This window comes from Arenimonas donghaensis DSM 18148 = HO3-R19, assembly GCF_000743535.1.
Classification (GTDB): domain Bacteria; phylum Pseudomonadota; class Gammaproteobacteria; order Xanthomonadales; family Xanthomonadaceae; genus Arenimonas; species Arenimonas donghaensis.
The window spans coordinates 151,219-167,961 of the sequence record NZ_AVCJ01000012.1; the positions used below are offsets into that span (position 1 = coordinate 151,219).

Below are 16,743 nucleotides of genomic sequence, written 5' to 3' on the forward strand. Positions count from 1 at the left end.
TGAACCGCGGGTCGGCCAACGCGCCGGCCTGGCGTAGGCGGGCCGCTATACTGCTTGTTTGACCCCGCGAGGACGTGCCCCCGTGTCCGAACGATTCGAACTGATCGCGCCCTACCAGCCCGCCGGCGAGCAGCCGCAGGCGATCAAGCGCCTGGTCGAGGGCTTCGAGGCTGGCCTGGCGCACCAGACCCTGCTGGGCGTCACCGGCTCGGGCAAGACCTACACCATTGCCAACGTCGTCGAGGCCGTGCAGAAGCCGACCCTGGTGCTGGCCCCGAACAAGACCCTGGCGGCCCAGCTTTACGGCGAATTCAAGAGCTTTTTCCCGCACAACGCGGTCGAATACTTCGTCAGCTACTACGACTACTACCAGCCCGAGGCCTACATTCCGTCCACCGACACCTTCATCGAGAAGGACAGCAACATCAACGAGCACATCGAGCAGATGCGCCTGTCGGCGACCAAGGCCCTGCTCGAGCGCCGGGATGCGATCGTGGTGGCCAGCGTCTCGGCCATCTATGGCCTGGGCGATCCCAACGAATATTTCCGGATGGTGCTGCACCTGGTCCGGGGCGACCGCATCGACCAGCGCGAGCTGATCCGCCGCCTGACCGAGATGCAGTACAGCCGCAACGAGACCGAGCTGGTGCGCGGCGCCTTCCGCGTCCGCGGCGAAGTGATCGACGTGCACCCGGCGGAGTCCGAGATCGAGGCCCTGCGCATCGAGCTTTTCGACGGCGAGATCGAGAACCTGGCCCTGTTTGACCCGCTCACCGGCCACATCAGCCGCAAGCTGCCGCGGTTCACGCTGTACCCGAAGTCGCACTACGTCACCACCCGTCGCACCGTGCTCGACGCGATCGAGACGATCAAGGTCGAGTTCACCGAGCGCATGGACCAGCTGTACAAGGCCAACAAGCTGGTCGAGGCCCAGCGCCTGCAGCAGCGCACCCTGTACGACATGGAGATGATGGCCGAGGTCGGGTTCTGTTCGGGCATCGAGAACTACAGCCGGCACCTGACCGGCCAGATGCCGGGCGAACCGCCGCCCTGCCTGTTCGACTACCTGCCGCCGGATGCGCTGCTGGTCGTGGACGAATCGCACGTGACCATCCCGCAGCTGGGCGCCATGTACAAGGGCGACCGGTCGCGCAAGGAAACCCTGGTCGAGTTCGGGTTCCGGCTGCCGTCGGCGCTCGACAACCGGCCGCTGAAGTTCGAGGAATGGGAGCGTCGCTCGCCGCGCGCCATCTTCGTTTCCGCGACGCCCGGCAAGTACGAGATGGAGAAGTCCGGCGACCAGGTGGTCGAACTGGTCGTGCGCCCGACCGGCCTGGTGGATCCCGAGGTCGAGGTACGCCCGGTGGCCACCCAGGTCGACGACGTGCTGTCGGAGATCCACGCCCGGGTGAAGCTGGGTGACCGCGTGCTGATCACCGTGCTCACCAAGAAGATGGCCGAGAACCTGACCGACTACCTGGCCGAACACGACGTCAAGGTGCGCTACCTGCACAGCGATGTGGACACGGTCGAGCGGGTCGAGATCATCCGCGACCTGCGGCTTGGCGTTTTCGACGTGCTGGTCGGCATCAACCTGCTGCGCGAAGGCCTGGACATGCCCGAGGTGTCGCTGGTGGCGATCCTGGACGCCGATAAGGAAGGCTTCCTGCGCTCCACCGGTTCGCTGATCCAGACCATCGGCCGCGCGGCCCGCAACCTGCGCGGCAAGGCCATCCTCTATGCCGACCGCATCACCAACTCGATGAAGGCCGCGATGGACGAAACCGACCGCCGCCGCCAGAAGCAGGTCGAGTACAACGCGGCCCATGGCATCACCCCCAAATCGGTGGTGCGCGCGGTGATGGACGTGATGGAAGGCGCCCGCTCCGAACCCGAGGAAACCCGCGGGAAGGGCCGCAAGGTCGCCGAGGCCGACGCCGACTACGCGGCCATGGATCCCGCCAAGCTGGCAGTGCGGCTCAAGCAGCTCGAGGCGAAGATGCACCAGCACGCCCGCGACCTGGAGTTCGAGGACGCCGCCCGGGTCCGCGACGAAATCCACCGCCTGCGTGAGCAGGGGCTGATGGCCTGAGCCCGCCTTGCATTACTTCTGGCAGGGGGGTAGAACGGGGCCATGGACGGGTGGGGACCCGTCCGGAGCGAGCCAATGTCGACTTTGGGGATACGCGGCCTGTTGGCCGGGGGATTCGTGCTTTCGCTGGGCCTGCTGACCGGGGCCAGCCACGGTGCCACGCAGTGGTCCGGGGCTTCGGTGGCGGACGTGGCGCCCGATAGCCCCGGCCTGCTCGACCGCGCCCAGGCCAAGGCCTGCGAATGGAGCCACGGCCTGTCCGGCCGCAGCGACCGCCGCGGCAGCGAACAGCGCCGGACCGACTGCGCCCGCCGCCACGGACTGGCCGACTGACCCGCCATTGCCGGGCCCCGGGGCGCTTGTTATACTTCGCGGCCCTTGCGGGCGGTTAGCTCAGCGGTAGAGCACTACCTTGACATGGTAGGGGTCACAGGTTCGAAACCTGTACCGCCCACCATCCTTCCGAGGATGGATCGCAAGGCACCAGAAGCCGCCTCCGGGCGGCTTTCGTGTTTCTGGCGTTCCCGGCCGCGGTGCCTCAGGCCTGCAGGCGCTGCGCATGCAGCTTCTGGTAGGCCGGCCGGCAGGCATCGGCCACCGCCCGCGCGTCGGCGTCGAGCACCGGCGCGGGTCGCGCCGAGGGCGGCTCGAAGCCCGTGGACTTCCACACCGTGCCGTACCAGTGCGGGGCCCAGACGCCATCGCTGTCGCGCCGGCCTGCCGGCCAGCCCAGCATGCGCTCGGTGAACGCCAGCCCGAGCAGCCCGCACAGGGTGCGCAGGTAAGCCTCCGGCGCCGCGAGGAAGTCCCCCGAGTCGATCACCACGGGTGCCGCGCCGGTGGCTTCGGACAGTTCGTCGAAGAGCGCCGCCTGCTGCAGCAGGCCGATGTCGGCCGGCGCCACCGTCGCGCGCGAACGCAGGTAGGACGACACCACCTCATCGGGGTCCCGGATCAGCAGCACGTTGTGCAGGCCGTGGATCCAGTCGTGGTCCATGCCCGGCAGGAGGTGGTGCGCCATGTGTTTCTGGTACCAGACCGGCTTGTCGCCGGGCACCGGTCCGAGCAGGGCGTCGGCCACGCGCCGCCAGTCGGTGTCGCCGCTGGCGATGACGTCGTCGCGACCGGGATGGTCGAGGCCGGTCGTGGCCAGGTAGGCGGCGTAGAGCGGTTCGTCGCTGACCGCGCAGTCGGGCCGGTTTTCCCAGGCCCGCATCATCGCCGTGGAGATGTTGCGCGGCCCGGACCACATGCCGATGCGCAGTGGCTTCATGCCAGCCTCTCCCCGGCGCGCACGGCGACGTCGCGCTCGACCAGGCCGCGGTACAGGGCCTGCAGCCTGGCCACCATCGGTCCTGGCCGGCCGTCGCCGATACGGCGGCCGTCCACTTCGCGCACCGCCACCAGGCCGGCGAAGGTGCCGGTGCAGAAGGCTTCCTCGGCGGAATAGACGTCGGTGAGGGTGAAGTTCTTCTCCCGCGCCGGGATGCCTTCTTCGGCGCAGGCGCGCAGGACGTTGGCGCGGGTGACGCCATGCAGGCAGTAGTCGCCGGTGGAGGTCCAGACCTCGCCACGGCGGACGATGAAAAAATGGGTGGAATTGCAGGTGGCGACGAAGCCGTGCGGGTCCAGCATGAGGGCTTCGTCGGCGCCGGCCTGGGTGGCCTGGATGCAGGCCGTGATGCAGTTGAGCTTGCTGTGGCTGTTCCAGCGCGGGTCCTGGACGTCCGGGTAGCCGCGGCGCACGTGCACGGTGAACAGCGTCAGGCCGCGGGCCAGCAGCTCGGGTTTGGCCTGCTTGTGCTCGGGGATGATGACGATGGTGGCCGGGCCGGCCGAGGCGCGCGGGTCCTGGTAGGGGGTTCGCTTGGGGCCGCGGGTCACCATCAGGCGCAGGTGCACCCCGTCGTGCATGTCGTTGGCGGCCAGGGTCTCGCCGATGGCGGCCGCCAGGCCCTTGCGGTCCAGGCCGATGTCCAGCGCGATGGCGCGGGCGCCTTCGAACAGGCGGTCCAGGTGCTCGTCCAGGAACACCGGCTGGCCGCCGACCACCCGCAGGCCCTCCCAGACGCCGTCGCCGAGCACGAAGCCGCTGTCGAACACCGACACGGTGGCTTCGGCGCGGGGCAGCAGGCGGCCGTTGATCCAGATCAGGATGTCGGCGTTGCGGGGGTCGTCGTGGAACTCGTGGACGCTCTGGGCCATGCGCGGTCTCCCGATTGACAGGGACGAGTCTAGCCCGCCGGGCGCCGGTTTCATTGACTTGGCGGCCCCCGGGCCCTACCTTTGGCGGGGTAAACGGCTGAAAAAGGTGGCCCCGGGAAACCGGCGTCGAGCGTGCGACATGAGCACTACCCCGATTCCGTAGACACCCTGCCAGGCTTCGCATCCGCGAGGACGCCTGGCGTCCTTTTTTTTGCCCCGAAGAAACCCGGAAACCCCGCACCATGATCAACATCACCCTTCCCGACGGCAGCCAGCGCCAGTTCGACCAGCCCGTTTCGGTCATGGAAGTCGCGCAGTCGATTGGTCCCGGCCTGGCCAAGGCCACGGTCGCCGGCAAGGTCGACGGCCGCCTGGTGGACGCCAGCGACCGCATCGACCACGACGCGACGCTGCAGATCATCACCCCCAAGGACCCCGACGGCGTCGAGATCATCCGCCACTCCTGCGCCCACCTGGTCGGCCATGCGGTGAAGCAGCTTTTCCCCGAGGCCAAGATGGTCATCGGCCCGGTCATCGACGAGGGTTTCTACTACGACATCTTCACCGAAAAGCCGTTCACCCCGGACGACCTGGCCGCGATAGAAAAGCGCATGGCCGAGCTGATCGCGAAAGACTACGACGTCGTCAAGAAGATGACGCCCCGGGACGAGGTGATCAGCGTGTTCCGCGGCCGCGGCGAGGACTACAAGCTGCGGCTGATCGAGGACATGGCCGGCGAAACGGCGATGGGCCTGTACTGGCACGAAGAATACGTGGACATGTGCCGCGGCCCGCACGTGCCCAACACGCGGTTCCTGAAGGCGTTCAAGCTCACCAGGGTGTCGGGTGCCTATTGGCGCGGCGATTCGAAGAACGAACAGCTGCAGCGCATCTACGGCACCGCCTGGGCCGACAAGAAGCAGCTCGAGGCCTACATCCAGCGGGTGGAGGAAGCCGAGAAGCGCGACCATCGCAAGCTCGCCAAGCAGCTCGACCTGTTCCACATCCAGGAAGAAGCCCCGGGCCTGGTCTTCTGGCATCCCAAGGGCTGGCAGCTGTGGCAGGTGGTGGAGCAGTACATGCGCCGCGTCTACCGCAGCTCGGGCTACGACGAAGTGCGCTGCCCGCAAATCCTTGACGTCTCCCTGTGGAAGCAGTCCGGCCACTGGGACAACTACAAGGAAAACATGTTCTTCACCGAGTCGGAGAAGCGCACGTACGCCCTGAAGCCGATGAACTGCCCGGGCCACGTCCAGGTCTTCAACCAGGGCCTGCACAGCTATCGCGACCTGCCGATCCGCTACGGCGAGTTCGGTGCCTGCCACCGCAACGAACCCTCGGGTGCGCTGCACGGCATCCTGCGGGTGCGCGGCTTCACCCAGGACGACGGCCACGTCTTTTGCACCGAGGACCAGGTCGAGGCCGAGGTCACCGCCTTCCACCGGCAGGCGCTGCGGGTCTACGCCGACTTCGGGTTCGAGGACGTGCAGGTCAAGATCGCCCTGCGCCCCGACAACCGCCTGGGCGACGACGCCACCTGGGACAAGGCCGAGGCCGCCCTGCGGGCCGCCCTGGGCGCCTGTGGGGTCGAATGGGAGGAGCTGCCGGGCGAGGGCGCCTTCTACGGCCCCAAGATCGAATACCACCTGCGCGACGCCATCGGCCGGACCTGGCAGCTGGGCACGATGCAGGTCGATTTCATGATGCCGGCCCGCCTGGGCGCCGAATACGTGGACGAGGCCAGCCAGCGCCGGCATCCGGTGATGCTGCACCGCGCCATCGTCGGCTCCATGGAGCGATTCATCGGCATCCTGGTCGAAAACCACGCCGGCATCTTCCCGGCCTGGCTGTCGCCGGTGCAGGCGGTGGTGCTCAACATCACTGACGCCCAGGCGGATTGGGCCGAATCGGTGCGGAAAACCCTTGTGAATCAAGGCTTCAGGGTCCAGGCCGATTTGCGGAACGAGAAGATCGGCTATAAAATCCGGGAGCACACGCTTCAGAAGATCCCCTACCTGCTGGTGGTTGGAGACCGCGAGAAGGAAAATGGGATGATCGCGGTGCGTACGCGTTCGGGGGAAGACCTGGGGACCATGAAGGTCGAAGACTTCCTTGCACGCCTGAATGAAGAGAGTGGCCCGGTGGCCTGAAGGCAACCGGTACTGGAACCCAATAGGAATCAAGCGAATCAACAGCTCATCCAACGACAAGCGTAACCGCAAGAACCAAGAGATCCGTGTCCCGCGCGTCCGCGTCATCGGCCTGGACGGCGAAATGGTCGGCGTTCTATCGCGCGACGAGGCGCTTGCGCTCGCCGAAGAATCCGGCGTGGACCTCGTGGAAATCCAGCCCACCGCTGATCCGCCGGTGTGCCGCATCATGGATTTCGGCAAGTACAACTTCGACCTCCAGAAGAAGGCGAACGCGGCCAAGAAGAAGCAGAAGATCGTCGAGATCAAGGAACTCAAGTTCCGGCCCACCACCGACGATGGCGACTACAACATCAAGCTGCGCAACCTCCGCCGGTTCCTGGAGGAAGGCGACAAGGTGAAGGTCAACATCCGCTTCAAGGGCCGCGAAATGGCCCACCAGGAGCTCGGCCTGGTCATGGCCAAGCGCATCGAGGCCGACCTGGGCGAGGATGTGGTGGTCGAACAGCGCCCCCGCCTCGAGGGCCGCCAGATGATCATGATGGTCGCGCCCAAGAAGAAGTAAGGCCGCCTTCTGTGGGAGGGACTTCAGTCCCGAAGCTTTGCCGACAAGGCTTCGGGGCTGAAGCCCCTCCCACAAAGTTCACAAGTCACGGATTTTCATGCATAATTCGCGGCTCGCCGGGTTTCCGGCGGACCCCCGGTGCGGCATCCGGGCCCGGTTCATCGGGCGAAGCTGTCATGGACCTGCCCTTGTTTCCTTTTGGAATCAAGGGCTTATAAGCCGGCACGGGCAGGACGGAAAGTGTGGCGCAAGCCACCGCCCAGGTCAGTAAACAAATATCCCAAAGGGACTTCCCATGGCCAAGACCAAGATCAAGACCAATCGGGCGGCCGCCAAGCGCTTCCGGAAGACTGCTTCCGGCAAGTTCAAGGCTGGCCACGCCAACCGTAGCCACATCCTCACCAAGAAGAGCACCAAGCGTAAGCGCAACCTCCGCCAGACGAACCACGTCCGGGCCGAGGACGCCGGTCGTCTGATGCGCCAGCTGCCCTATCTCTGAGGAGGACTGAACCATGGCACGAGTCAAGCGTGGTGTAACGGCGCGCCGCCGTCACAAGAAAATCATCAAGCTCGCGAAGGGCTACTACAACGCCCGTCGCAAGGTATTCCGCGTCGCCAAGCAGGCCGTCACCAAGGCCCAGCAGTACGCCTACATCGGTCGCAAGCAGAAGAAGCGCCAGTTCCGCAGCCTGTGGATCGTGCGCATCAACGCCGCGGCCCGCATGCACGGCCTGAGCTACAGCCGCTTCATGAATGGCCTGCTCAAGGCGAACGTCACCCTGGACCGCAAGGCCCTGGCCGACATCGCCATCCACGATCCGGCCGCCTTTGGCGCGATCGCCGAACAGGCCAAGCGCGCTCTCGCGGCGTAAGGCCCATGCCTGCGGCGGCGAGCCGCACGCAGGCAGCATTCAAGCGGGGAAGGGCGAGAGTCCTTCCCCGTTTTGCTTACAGGACCCGGAAAACCATTCGAGCATGTCCGACATCCAGACCCTGACCCGATCGGCCCTGGCCGAAGTCGCCGCCGCCGGCAGCCTCGAGGCGCTGGACGCCCTGCGCGTTTCGCTGCTGGGCAAGAGCGGCTCCATCACCGGCCAGCTCAAGCAGCTTGGCACCCTGGCGCCGGACCAGCGCAAGGCCGCCGGCGAGGCGGTCAACCGTGCCAAGGAGGCCGTCGCCGCCGCCATCGCCGAACGCAAGGCGGTGCTCGAAGCGCAGGCCCTGGCAACCCGCCTGGCCAGCGAACGCATCGACGTCAGCCTGCCCGGCCGCGGCGCCGCGGTGGGCAACCTGCACCCGGTCTCGCGCACGCTGGAGCGCATCACCGACATCTTCGCGCGCCTGGGTTACCAGCTGGCCGACGGCCCCGAGATCGAGGACGACGCGCACAATTTCGAGGCCCTGAACTTCCCGCCGCACCATCCGGCGCGGGCCATGCACGACACCTTCTATTTCCCGCCCGACGCCAAGGGCGAGGCCCGGCTGCTGCGCACCCACACCTCGGGCGTGCAGGTGCGTTTCATGCAGGCGGCCGTGGCCGGCAAGAGCGGTCCGCCGCTGCGCATGATCGCCGCGGGCAAGGTCTATCGCAGCGACTCCGACCAGACCCACACGCCGATGTTCCACCAGGTCGAAGGCCTGCTGGTGGACGAGACGTCCAGTTTCGCCGACCTCAAGGGCACGCTGTCCGAATTCGTTCGCGCCTTCTTCGAACGCGATTTCGAGATGCGCTTCCGGCCCAGCTATTTCCCCTTCACCGAACCCTCGGCCGAGGTGGACATCGCCTGGCAGCAGCCCGACGGCAGCACCCGCTGGCTGGAGGTGCTGGGCTGCGGCATGGTCCACCCGAACGTCCTGCGCGCCTGCGGCATCGACCCCGAGAAATACACCGGCTTTGCCTTCGGCCTGGGCGTCGAGCGTTTCGCCATGCTGCGCTACGGCGTCAACGACCTGCGCAGCTTCTTCGAAAATGACGCCCGCTTCCTGCGGCAGTTCGCCTGACCACCGCCTCTCTGTGGGAGGGACTTCAGTCCCGATAGCTTTCGGGACTGAAGTCCCTCCCACAGCAGCCATGATGGATACCTGACAAATGAAATTCCCGGAAAGCTGGCTCAGGGAACATGTTGCGACCACCGCCACCCGCGACGAGCTCTCGGCGCGCCTGACCGCCATCGGCCTCGAGGTCGAAGACCTGCAGGTCCTGGGCGAAGGCCTGGACGGCGTGGTCGTGGCCGAGATCCTGTCCTGCGAAAAACACCCCGAAGCCGACCGCCTGCAGGTCTGCCAGGTCGCCACCGGCACCGGCAACGTGCAGATCGTCTGCGGCGCACCCAATGCCCGCGCCGGCCTGAAAGCGCCGCTGATCCAGGTAGGCGCCACCTTGCCGGGTGGCATGAAGATCAAGGCCGCCAAGCTGCGCGGCGTCGAGTCCAACGGCATGCTGTGCTCCGGCAAGGAGCTCGGCATCGACGCGGACGCCGACGGCCTGCTGGAACTGCCGGCCGATGCATTGGTCGGCCAGCCGCTGGCCGCCTTGCTCGGCCTGCCCGATGCCAGCTTCGAGCTCAAGCTCACGCCCAACCGCGCCGACTGCTTCAGCGTGCGCGGCATCGCCTTCGACGTCGCCGCCGCCATGGGCGCGCAGGTCACGCCGATGCAGATCGACGAGGTCGAGGTCACCAGCCAGGCGGCCATCGCCGTGCAGCTGCAGGCCGGCGCCGACTGCCCGCGCTTCTGCGGCCGGGTGGTGGAAGGCCTGGATCCGGCAGCGCGTACGCCGCTGTGGATGGCCGAACGGCTCAAGCGCGCCGGCCTCAGGCCCATCAGCGTGTTGGTCGATATCACCAATTACGTGATGCTCGAACTCGGCCAGCCGCTGCACGCCTTCGATGCCGACAAGCTCACGGGCCCGGTCATCGTGCGCCACGCCGAGGCCGGCGAAAAGCTCAAGCTGCTCGACGAGCGCGAAGTCACGCTCGACCCGGGTTTCCTGCTCGTCACCGACGCCGGCCGCCCGGTGGCCCTGGGTGGCGTGATGGGGGGCTGGGACACCCGCGTCACCGACACCACCACCCGCGTATTCTTCGAAGCCGCGCACTGGGTGCCCAGCGCCATCATCGGCCGGGCGCGCAAGCTGGGCTTGCATACCGACGCCGGACATCGTTTCGAGCGCGGCGTCGACCCGCAGCTGCCGCGCTACGCCGTCGAACGCGCCACCGCGCTGGCGCTGCAGATCATGGGCGGCCAGGCCGGCCCGGTCACCGAAACCACGTTGCCCGACCATCTTTCCGCGCCGGCCGCCGTGGCCCTGCGTCGCGATCGCCTCCAGCGCGTCCTCGGGATCCGTGTTGCCGACGACGAGGTCGAACGCATCCTGCGCGCCCTGGGCATGCAGGTCGCGAACACGGCCGACGGCTGGTCGGTCACCCCGCCCACCCGTCGCTTCGACATCGCCATCGAGGAAGACCTGGTCGAGGAAGTGGCCCGCATCCACGGCTACGAAAACATCCCGACCAGCACGCCCACCGGCGAAGTGCGCCTGGTCGCCCCCAGTGAAACCCGGGTCGCCGACGGCGTGCTGCGTCGCCAGCTGACCGGCCGCGACTTCCTGGAAGCGATCAACTACGCCTTCGTCGACGCCGGCCTGCTTGAGACCTGGCAGCTGCAGGACCGCGCCGTCGTCCTGGCCAACCCGCTCTCGTCCGACCTGGGCGTGATGCGCACCGCGCTGCTGCCCGGCCTGGTCGCGGCCCTGGGCCGCAACCAGTCGCGCCAGCAGGCGCGGGTACGCCTGTTCGAACTGGGCAAGGTCTTCCACCAGGCGGCCGATGGCGGCGCGCCGGTCGAAACGCCGCGCCTGGCGGCCATCGCCTGCGGACCGCAGGCGGCCGAGCAGTGGGCCCAGGACGATCGCGAGGTCGATTTCTTCGACCTCAAGGCCGAGGTCGAGGCCCTGCTGGCCCTGGCCGGCGCCGAAGGTGAATTCCGCCCGGACGACAGTCCCTGGGGCCATCCGGGCCGCAGTGCCTCGGTCTGGCGCGACGGCCGGCGCATCGGCTGGCTGGGCCACCTGCACCCGGCCCTGGCCAGGACCCTGGACCTGGATGGCGAGGTGGTCGGCTTCGAGCTCGACCTGGCGCCCCTGGCAGCCCGGCCGGTGCCTCGGGCCGGGGAGGTTTCACGGTTCCCGTCCGTCCGCCGGGACATCGCGCTCGTCGTCCCGGAAACCACCCCCTTCGCGGCCCTGCGGGCCAGCCTGGAAGCCGCGCTGGGCGGGCTCCTGCAGGACGTGGTGCTGTTCGACCGCTATGTCGGGCCGGGCCTAGACCCGGGTTCAAAGAGTCTGGCTATGGGCTTGATTCTGCAGGACGTTTCACGCACCCTAACTGACCGCGACGCCGACCAGGCCGTGGCCACCGCCCTCGAGGCGCTGGGCAGGGACTGCGGCGCGCGGTTGCGGTCATGATGTTCGTCGGCAACGGCGGGTTACAGGGGATGTTATGGCACTGACCAAGGCCGAAATGGCCGAGCGTCTGTTCGAGGAAGTTGGCTTGAACAAGCGCGAGGCCAAGGAATTCGTGGACTCCTTCTTCGATGCGTTGCGGGAGGCGCTGGAGCGTGGGCAGCAGGTCAAGCTGTCGGGCTTTGGCAACTTCGACCTGCGCCAGAAGAACCAGCGTCCGGGCCGGAACCCCAAGACCGGCGAGGAGATTCCCATCTCCGCGCGAACCGTCGTGACCTTCCGTCCAGGCCAGAAGCTGAAGGAGCGCGTGGAAGCCTATGCTGGATCCAGGCAGTAACCGGGAACTCCCGCCGATCCCGGCGAAGCGCTACTTCACCATCGGTGAGGTCAGCGAGCTGTGCGACGTCAAGCCGCACGTGCTGCGCTATTGGGAAACCGAATTCACCAGCCTCAAGCCGGTCAAGCGCCGGGGCAACCGCCGCTATTACCAGCGCCACGACGTGCTGATGATCCGCCAGATCCGCGGACTGCTGTACGAAGAGGGCTACACCATCTCCGGCGCCCGCCAGCGCCTGGAGGGTGAAACCGGGCGCATGGAGAACTCCATGACCGCCCAGGTGGTCAAGCAGGTCCGGATGGAGCTCGAGGAAGTCCTCAACCTCCTGAGGCGCTGAGCGTCTTGCCCGTTGTGGGAGGGACTTCAGTCCCGAAAAGCCTTCGGGACTAAAGTCCCTCCCACAGTTCACTTCATCGCGTATAATCGCCAGCCCGGCTCCGGCCGGGGAACACGAATCGGGGCGTAGCGCAGCCTGGTAGCGCACTAGCATGGGGTGCTAGGGGTCGTGAGTTCGAATCTCACCGTCCCGACCAATTCGTGAAGCCGGCCCGTACCCCAGGGCCAGCGTCGAGAAGCCCGCCACCCGGCGGGCTTCGTGTTTTCAGCCCTTGGCGTCCGGCCCGCAGGCGGACTCGCCGCCGGGCCCGGTTTCGACCAGGGCAAGCAGGGCCGCCGGCGGGGCCATCGCGTACAGCGCCGCCGCCGCCGCGCCACGAAGCAGCAGCGGGCCACCCTGCGGACGCACGCTCGGATCCGCCAGCGTGCCGCCGACCTTCAGCGGGGAGCGCAGGGTGAAGGGGCTGAAGTCCTTGGGCCGGGGTCGCAACACCAGGTCGAGCTGCTCGTCGCCCAGATGGACCTGGCCCTCGCCCAGCACCAGGGTGTCGGAGGTGTCGAATCCCAGCGCCCGGGCGGTCATGACCCCGTCTTCGACTGCGAAGTCGGCGTAGCCGCAGTGCACCGGCACCTCCTGGTCCTCGCCGAGCTTGAACTTGAGCATCTCGGCGAAGTCCAGCCCGACCAGTTCCATCATGTAGTTGCTGATCCGGCCACGGCCCATCGCCAGGCCGGCTTCACCGTCGGCGGTGGCGAGCACGCCGGACACCGACTCGCCGCGGCCGCGAAGCTGCACGCGCCCGCCCAGCAGGCCCTGGCTTTTCGCGGCCTCCGCCTCGGGCAACATGCGCGGCAGCTGCAGGCCGCGCGCCTGCAGGTCGATGTCGGCCGTCATCGGGTCCTGCCGGGCGTCGAGGTGGATCGTGCCCAGCAGATGGCCGCCGGCGAAGCCGAAATCCAGCGGATCCAGGCGCAGGTCGCCGTTCTCAAGCTCGAGCCGCGCGTCCATGGATTCGAAGGGCAGCGGCGGTGCACTGAGCGCTTCGGCGACCAGGCTCACCCGCGCATCCATCGAGCGCAACTTGGTGGTGTCGTACGGACTGGTGGGGAACACCCTGCCATCGTCCGGGTCCGCGGCCTGGGGCTTGCCGCCGATGAAACCCGCCAGGTCGTCGAGGTCGAGCCGCCGGGACTTCAGGTCCGCGACCAGCAGGGTGCGCTCGCGGCCGGTGTCCACGCTGACCTCGCCGGCCAGGTCGGATTCGCCGACGATGCCCTGCACGCCGCGGTAGTGCCAGGTGCTGCCGGTGCGGCCGAGCCGGCCCGCCAGGTCGTAGGCCGCCGTTTCCGGGATGGCCAGGCCAAGCAGCGGATAGAGGTCGGCCATGTTGTCGCCGGCTATCGAAAAGTCGACCTCGAAGTCCTGCAGCTGCAGTACCGAACGCAGGCCGCCGTCCACCCGGGCACGGGTGGCGCCGGCCTTGGCGGACAGGTTGATCCAGTAACGCTGGTCCGGGTCCCTGTCGACCAGGTGCAGCGGTGACCCGATGCGGCCTTCGATCACGAACGCATGCCCGCGGTAGCTGCCGCCGCCGTCCACCAGCAGCGGCGCCAGGCGGCCGGTCGCGGTGGGCTGGCCGCTGCGGATGTCCACCGACAGGTCGGTCCGGCGCTTCTCCTGCGCTTCCAGCAGGTGAAGCTGGCCTTCCCGCACCTGGAGGGCTTCGATCTCGGGGAAGCGCCGGGGTAGCGGGTCGTTGACCGGTTCGTCGCTGAAGCGCCAGTTGGCGCGCAGGTCGGCGTCGCGTTCGAGGTTGAGCACGGGCTGGTCCAGCTGCACCGCAGTCACCACCACATCGCCCAGCAGCAGGCGCCAAGGCACCCATTCGATCCGGACGCGGCGGGCTTCGAAGAGGTTTTCGTGGGCCGCCCAGTCGGCGTTGCCGAGCCTGACGTCGCGGCCTTCGACGCGATGGCGGACCAGCCCGGGTGACAGCGACAGGCCACCGGCGATGCTGAAGTCGCGGCCGGTGCGGGCGCTGACCTGGTGTTCGATCAGGGCCTTGGCGACCGGATTGGCGGCGACGATCACCAGCAGCAAGGCCAGCAGCACCAGCAGCAGGCCGCGGGCGTGGCGTCCGCGGGTCGCGTCGGAGTGTTGGCCAGGGCGATCAGTCATGCGCCCAGCTTAGGCGCACCAAGCCGACCGGAACCCGAACGGCCTCGGCGCCGTTCAGGTTCCCGCAGGGCAGCCTCGCCCTCAGCTGTCGAAGTGCGCCTCGTCCAGGCCCAGCAGGTTGCCGGCGCCGCTGCGCATCGCCGCGGCATGGGCCTGGGTGCGCGGCAGGATACGGGCGAAGTAGAAGCGTGCCGTTTCGCGCTTGGCGGCCTTGAAGCCCTCGCCGTGGCTGCCGGCTTCGGCCGCCACCACGGCACGTGCCCACCAGTAGGCCAGCGCGACGTAGCCGGAGTAGTACAGGTAGTCCACCGACGCCGCGCCGACCTCGTCGGCATCGGCCATGGCCTTCTTGCCCACTTCCATGGTCAGCTCGCCCCACTGTTTGGCGATTTCGGCCAGCGGCAGGACGAACTCGGTGAGCGATTCGTCCTTGGCGTGTTCGGTGCAGAACGCCTGGATCATCTTCATGAACATCTGCAGGCCGGCGCCCTGCAGCTGCATGGTCTTGCGGCCCAGCAGGTCCAGGGCCTGGATGCCGGTGGTGCCTTCGTAGATGGTGGTGATGCGGGCGTCACGGGCCAGTTGCTCCATGCCCCATTCGCGCACGTAGCCGTGGCCGCCGAAGACCTGCAGTGCATGGTTGGTGCACTCGATGCCCCACTCGGTGAGCATGCCCTTGACGATCGGGGTCAGGAAGCCGAGCAGGGTGTCGGCCTGCTTGCGCTCATCGGCGTCCCTGGAACGCTCGATGACGTCCACCAGGGTGGCCGCGTGCAGCGCCAGCATGCGGCTGCCTTCGCCCAGCGCCTTGCCGGTAAGCAGCATGCGGCGGATGTCCGGATGCACGATCAGCGGGTCGGCCGGCTTGTCCGGGTTCTTGGCACCCGACAGCGAACGGCCCTGCAGGCGATCGCGGGCATAGGCCAGGGCGTTCTGGTAGCTGCGGTCGATCAGGCCCAGGCCCTGCAGGCCGACGGCCAGGCGCGCGGTGTTCATCATGGTGAACATCGCATTGAGGCCCTTGTTCGGCTGGCCGATCAAATAGCCCTGGGCGCCGTCGAAGTTCATCACGCAGGTGGACGAACCGTGGATGCCCATCTTGTGCTCGATCGACCCGCAGCGCACCGCGTTGCGTTCGCCGGTGCTGCCGTCGCGCGCGGTGCGCAGCTTGGGCACGATGAACAGCGAGATGCCCTTGGTGCCCGCCGGTGCGTCCGGCAGGCGCGCCAGCACCAGGTGCACGATGTTGTCGGTGAAGTCGTGCTCGCCGCCGGTGATGAAGATCTTGGTGCCCGAGACGGCGTAGCTGCCATCGTCCTGCGGTTCGGCCTTGGTCTTGAGCAGGCCCAGGTCGGAGCCGCAGTGCGGTTCGGTCAGGCACATGGTGCCGGTCCACTCACCGGAGATGATGCGCTTGAGGAAAACCTCCTGCTGCCAGTCCTCGCCGTGGTGCTTGAGCGCCTCGGTGGCGCCGTGCGAAAGCAGCGGATAATTGCCCCAGCTCAGGCAGGCGGCGTCGATCATTTCCTTGAGCGCGGCGCCGAAGCTTTCCGGCAGGTCCTGGCCGCCGAATTTCTCCGGGGCGGTCAGCGCACTCCAGCCGCCATCGACGAACTGCGCATAGGCTTCCTTGTAGCCCGGCGGGGTGGTCACCGCGCCCGTGGCCTTGTCGAACCGGCAGCCGTGTTCGTCGCCAACGGCGTTGAGCGGCGCCAGCACGGTTTCGTTGAAGCGCGCGGCTTCGTCCATGACGGCGTCGAGCAGGTCGCGGCTGGCGTGTTCGATGCCAAGCTTCTCGTAGAGCTTGTCGGCGCCGATGACGTCGTAGAGCGCGAACTTCATGTCGCGCACGGGGGCTTTGTAGCGGTTCATTCGCGGGTTCCTCGGTGTCAGCGCAGGACGCCGTCGAGCCCGGGGACCGGGTCGAGGCGGCTGGGGTATTCGATGGGGTCGTCGGTGCGCGGGTCGCTGCTGGCCAGGCGGCCCGACAGCAGGTAGGCGACCGAACTGCGATTGGCCAGGGCCTTCTTCACCGCGTCGCTGGCGGCCGCGCCCGGGGTGAACACCTGCTCGATCAGTTCGGCCGAACCGGGACCGACGGTGACGGCCGGGTCGAAGTCGAAACGGGCGGCGTCGTGGCCACCGACGGTGAAGCTGGCCTGCAGGCGCGAAAAACGCATGGGCACGGTGCTGAAGTTGCGGATGCGCAGGCTCAGCCGCCAGCTGCCGTCGTCCTGGACCCGCAATTCCTGCACGCTGGCCTGGGGCGGATATACCCGCTTGGGCGGGCCGCCGGCGCAGGCGGCCAGCAGGGCGACCAGCACCAGCAGGAGGACGGCAAGGCTCGGTTTGCGCATGGCAGGCAGGCTCCGTGAGGCGAAGCCCCGAGCATACCAGTCCGTACGTTCGCGGCGCGT

The 16,743-nt window shown here is 67.7% G+C and carries 15 protein-coding genes and 2 tRNA genes; 12 read left to right on the forward strand and 5 right to left on the reverse strand.

Features of this window, described 5'->3' with window-relative positions:
• The first annotated feature begins 82 nt into the window (after positions 1-82).
• The 3 genes from uvrB to N788_RS07015 all read left to right on the forward strand — a co-directional run bounded on the left by uvrB (position 83) and on the right by N788_RS07015 (position 2,549).
• Positions 83-2,092 (forward strand): excinuclease ABC subunit UvrB, encoded by a 2,010-nt coding sequence (gene uvrB / locus N788_RS07005; protein ID WP_034222861.1) that lies wholly within the window; start codon positions 83-85, stop codon positions 2,090-2,092.
• A gap of 75 nt (positions 2,093-2,167) precedes the next feature.
• Complete coding sequence (locus N788_RS07010) at positions 2,168-2,425, forward strand: hypothetical protein (protein ID WP_152560412.1); 258 nt, start codon at positions 2,168-2,170, stop codon at positions 2,423-2,425.
• Positions 2,426-2,474: 49 nt separating this feature from the next.
• A tRNA-Val gene (locus tag N788_RS07015) sits at positions 2,475-2,549 on the forward strand.
• Positions 2,550-2,630: 81 nt separating this feature from the next.
• Here the strand turns inward: N788_RS07015 and N788_RS07020 are convergent.
• Together N788_RS07020 and N788_RS07025 are read right to left on the reverse strand one after the other, a co-directional pair.
• Positions 2,631-3,365 carry a sulfotransferase-like domain-containing protein gene (locus N788_RS07020; protein WP_034222867.1) on the reverse strand — a complete coding sequence of 245 codons (735 nt, stop codon included), beginning with the start codon at positions 3,363-3,365 and terminating at the stop codon, positions 2,631-2,633.
• Positions 3,362-4,297, reverse strand: coding sequence for an aminotransferase class IV (locus tag N788_RS07025; RefSeq protein WP_034222870.1), 936 nt, complete (start codon positions 4,295-4,297; stop codon positions 3,362-3,364). The genes N788_RS07020 and N788_RS07025 overlap by 4 nt, the downstream gene beginning before the upstream one ends.
• Before the next feature lie 242 nt (positions 4,298-4,539).
• Here N788_RS07025 and thrS point away from each other — a divergent pair, with 242 nt between their 5' ends.
• The 9 genes from thrS (at position 4,540) to N788_RS07070 (ending at position 12,344) form a co-directional block, all read left to right on the forward strand.
• Positions 4,540-6,447, forward strand: a complete 1,908-nt coding sequence (gene thrS / locus N788_RS07030) for a threonine--tRNA ligase (protein WP_034222873.1) — start codon at positions 4,540-4,542, stop codon at positions 6,445-6,447.
• A gap of 37 nt (positions 6,448-6,484) precedes the next feature.
• Positions 6,485-7,012, forward strand: a complete 528-nt coding sequence (gene infC / locus N788_RS07035; RefSeq protein WP_338022632.1) for a translation initiation factor IF-3 — start codon at positions 6,485-6,487, stop codon at positions 7,010-7,012.
• Between the two features lie 295 nt (positions 7,013-7,307).
• Positions 7,308-7,511, forward strand: coding sequence for a 50S ribosomal protein L35 (gene rpmI, locus N788_RS07040; RefSeq protein WP_034222874.1), 204 nt, complete (start codon positions 7,308-7,310; stop codon positions 7,509-7,511).
• Positions 7,512-7,524: 13 nt separating this feature from the next.
• The gene (rplT, locus tag N788_RS07045) at positions 7,525-7,884 is read left to right on the forward strand and encodes a 50S ribosomal protein L20 (protein ID WP_034222876.1); all 360 of its coding nucleotides are present in this window, start codon (positions 7,525-7,527) and stop codon (positions 7,882-7,884) included.
• A 103-nt stretch (positions 7,885-7,987) separates the two neighbouring features.
• Positions 7,988-9,013, forward strand: coding sequence for a phenylalanine--tRNA ligase subunit alpha (gene pheS, locus N788_RS07050; protein WP_034222877.1), 1,026 nt, complete (start codon positions 7,988-7,990; stop codon positions 9,011-9,013).
• A gap of 88 nt (positions 9,014-9,101) precedes the next feature.
• Positions 9,102-11,477 (forward strand): phenylalanine--tRNA ligase subunit beta, encoded by a 2,376-nt coding sequence (gene pheT, locus N788_RS07055; protein ID WP_034222879.1) that lies wholly within the window; start codon positions 9,102-9,104, stop codon positions 11,475-11,477.
• Between the two features lie 34 nt (positions 11,478-11,511).
• A complete protein-coding gene (locus N788_RS07060) occupies positions 11,512-11,811 on the forward strand; it encodes an integration host factor subunit alpha (protein ID WP_034222882.1) in 300 nt (99 codons plus the stop codon).
• Positions 11,792-12,148, forward strand: a complete 357-nt coding sequence (locus N788_RS07065) for a MerR family transcriptional regulator (protein ID WP_034222885.1) — start codon at positions 11,792-11,794, stop codon at positions 12,146-12,148. The genes N788_RS07060 and N788_RS07065 overlap by 20 nt, the downstream gene beginning before the upstream one ends.
• A 119-nt stretch (positions 12,149-12,267) precedes the next feature.
• A tRNA-Pro gene (locus tag N788_RS07070) sits at positions 12,268-12,344 on the forward strand.
• 68 nt (positions 12,345-12,412) lie between these two features.
• Here N788_RS07070 and N788_RS07075 read toward each other — a convergent pair.
• From N788_RS07075 to N788_RS07085, 3 genes are all read right to left on the reverse strand, one after another.
• On the reverse strand, positions 12,413-14,326 hold the full coding sequence (locus tag N788_RS07075; protein ID WP_051924458.1) for an AsmA family protein: 1,914 nt from the start codon (positions 14,324-14,326) through the stop codon (positions 12,413-12,415).
• 81 nt (positions 14,327-14,407) lie between these two features.
• Positions 14,408-16,198 (reverse strand): acyl-CoA dehydrogenase C-terminal domain-containing protein, encoded by a 1,791-nt coding sequence (locus tag N788_RS07080; RefSeq protein ID WP_034222887.1) that lies wholly within the window; start codon positions 16,196-16,198, stop codon positions 14,408-14,410.
• 17 nt (positions 16,199-16,215) lie between these two features.
• Positions 16,216-16,683 (reverse strand): hypothetical protein, encoded by a 468-nt coding sequence (locus N788_RS07085; protein WP_034222889.1) that lies wholly within the window; start codon positions 16,681-16,683, stop codon positions 16,216-16,218.
• Positions 16,684-16,743 lie beyond the last annotated feature (60 nt).

What these genes read in the sequence shown, in the direction of transcription:
- N788_RS07010 (WP_152560412.1), top strand. Translation starts at nt 2,168, where the DNA reads ATGTCGACTTTGGGGATACGCGGCCTGTTGGCCGGGGGATTCGTGCTT.
- N788_RS07020 (WP_034222867.1), bottom strand. Translation starts at nt 3,365, where the DNA reads ATGAAGCCACTGCGCATCGGCATGTGGTCCGGGCCGCGCAACATCTCC.
- N788_RS07025 (WP_034222870.1), bottom strand. Translation starts at nt 4,297, where the DNA reads ATGGCCCAGAGCGTCCACGAGTTCCACGACGACCCCCGCAACGCCGAC.
- thrS (WP_034222873.1), top strand. Translation starts at nt 4,540, where the DNA reads ATGATCAACATCACCCTTCCCGACGGCAGCCAGCGCCAGTTCGACCAG.
- rpmI (WP_034222874.1), top strand. Translation starts at nt 7,308, where the DNA reads ATGGCCAAGACCAAGATCAAGACCAATCGGGCGGCCGCCAAGCGCTTC.
- rplT (WP_034222876.1), top strand. Translation starts at nt 7,525, where the DNA reads ATGGCACGAGTCAAGCGTGGTGTAACGGCGCGCCGCCGTCACAAGAAA.
- pheS (WP_034222877.1), top strand. Translation starts at nt 7,988, where the DNA reads ATGTCCGACATCCAGACCCTGACCCGATCGGCCCTGGCCGAAGTCGCC.
- pheT (WP_034222879.1), top strand. Translation starts at nt 9,102, where the DNA reads ATGAAATTCCCGGAAAGCTGGCTCAGGGAACATGTTGCGACCACCGCC.
- N788_RS07060 (WP_034222882.1), top strand. Translation starts at nt 11,512, where the DNA reads ATGGCACTGACCAAGGCCGAAATGGCCGAGCGTCTGTTCGAGGAAGTT.
- N788_RS07065 (WP_034222885.1), top strand. Translation starts at nt 11,792, where the DNA reads ATGCTGGATCCAGGCAGTAACCGGGAACTCCCGCCGATCCCGGCGAAG.
- N788_RS07075 (WP_051924458.1), bottom strand. Translation starts at nt 14,326, where the DNA reads ATGACTGATCGCCCTGGCCAACACTCCGACGCGACCCGCGGACGCCAC.
- N788_RS07080 (WP_034222887.1), bottom strand. Translation starts at nt 16,198, where the DNA reads ATGAACCGCTACAAAGCCCCCGTGCGCGACATGAAGTTCGCGCTCTAC.
- N788_RS07085 (WP_034222889.1), bottom strand. Translation starts at nt 16,683, where the DNA reads ATGCGCAAACCGAGCCTTGCCGTCCTCCTGCTGGTGCTGGTCGCCCTG.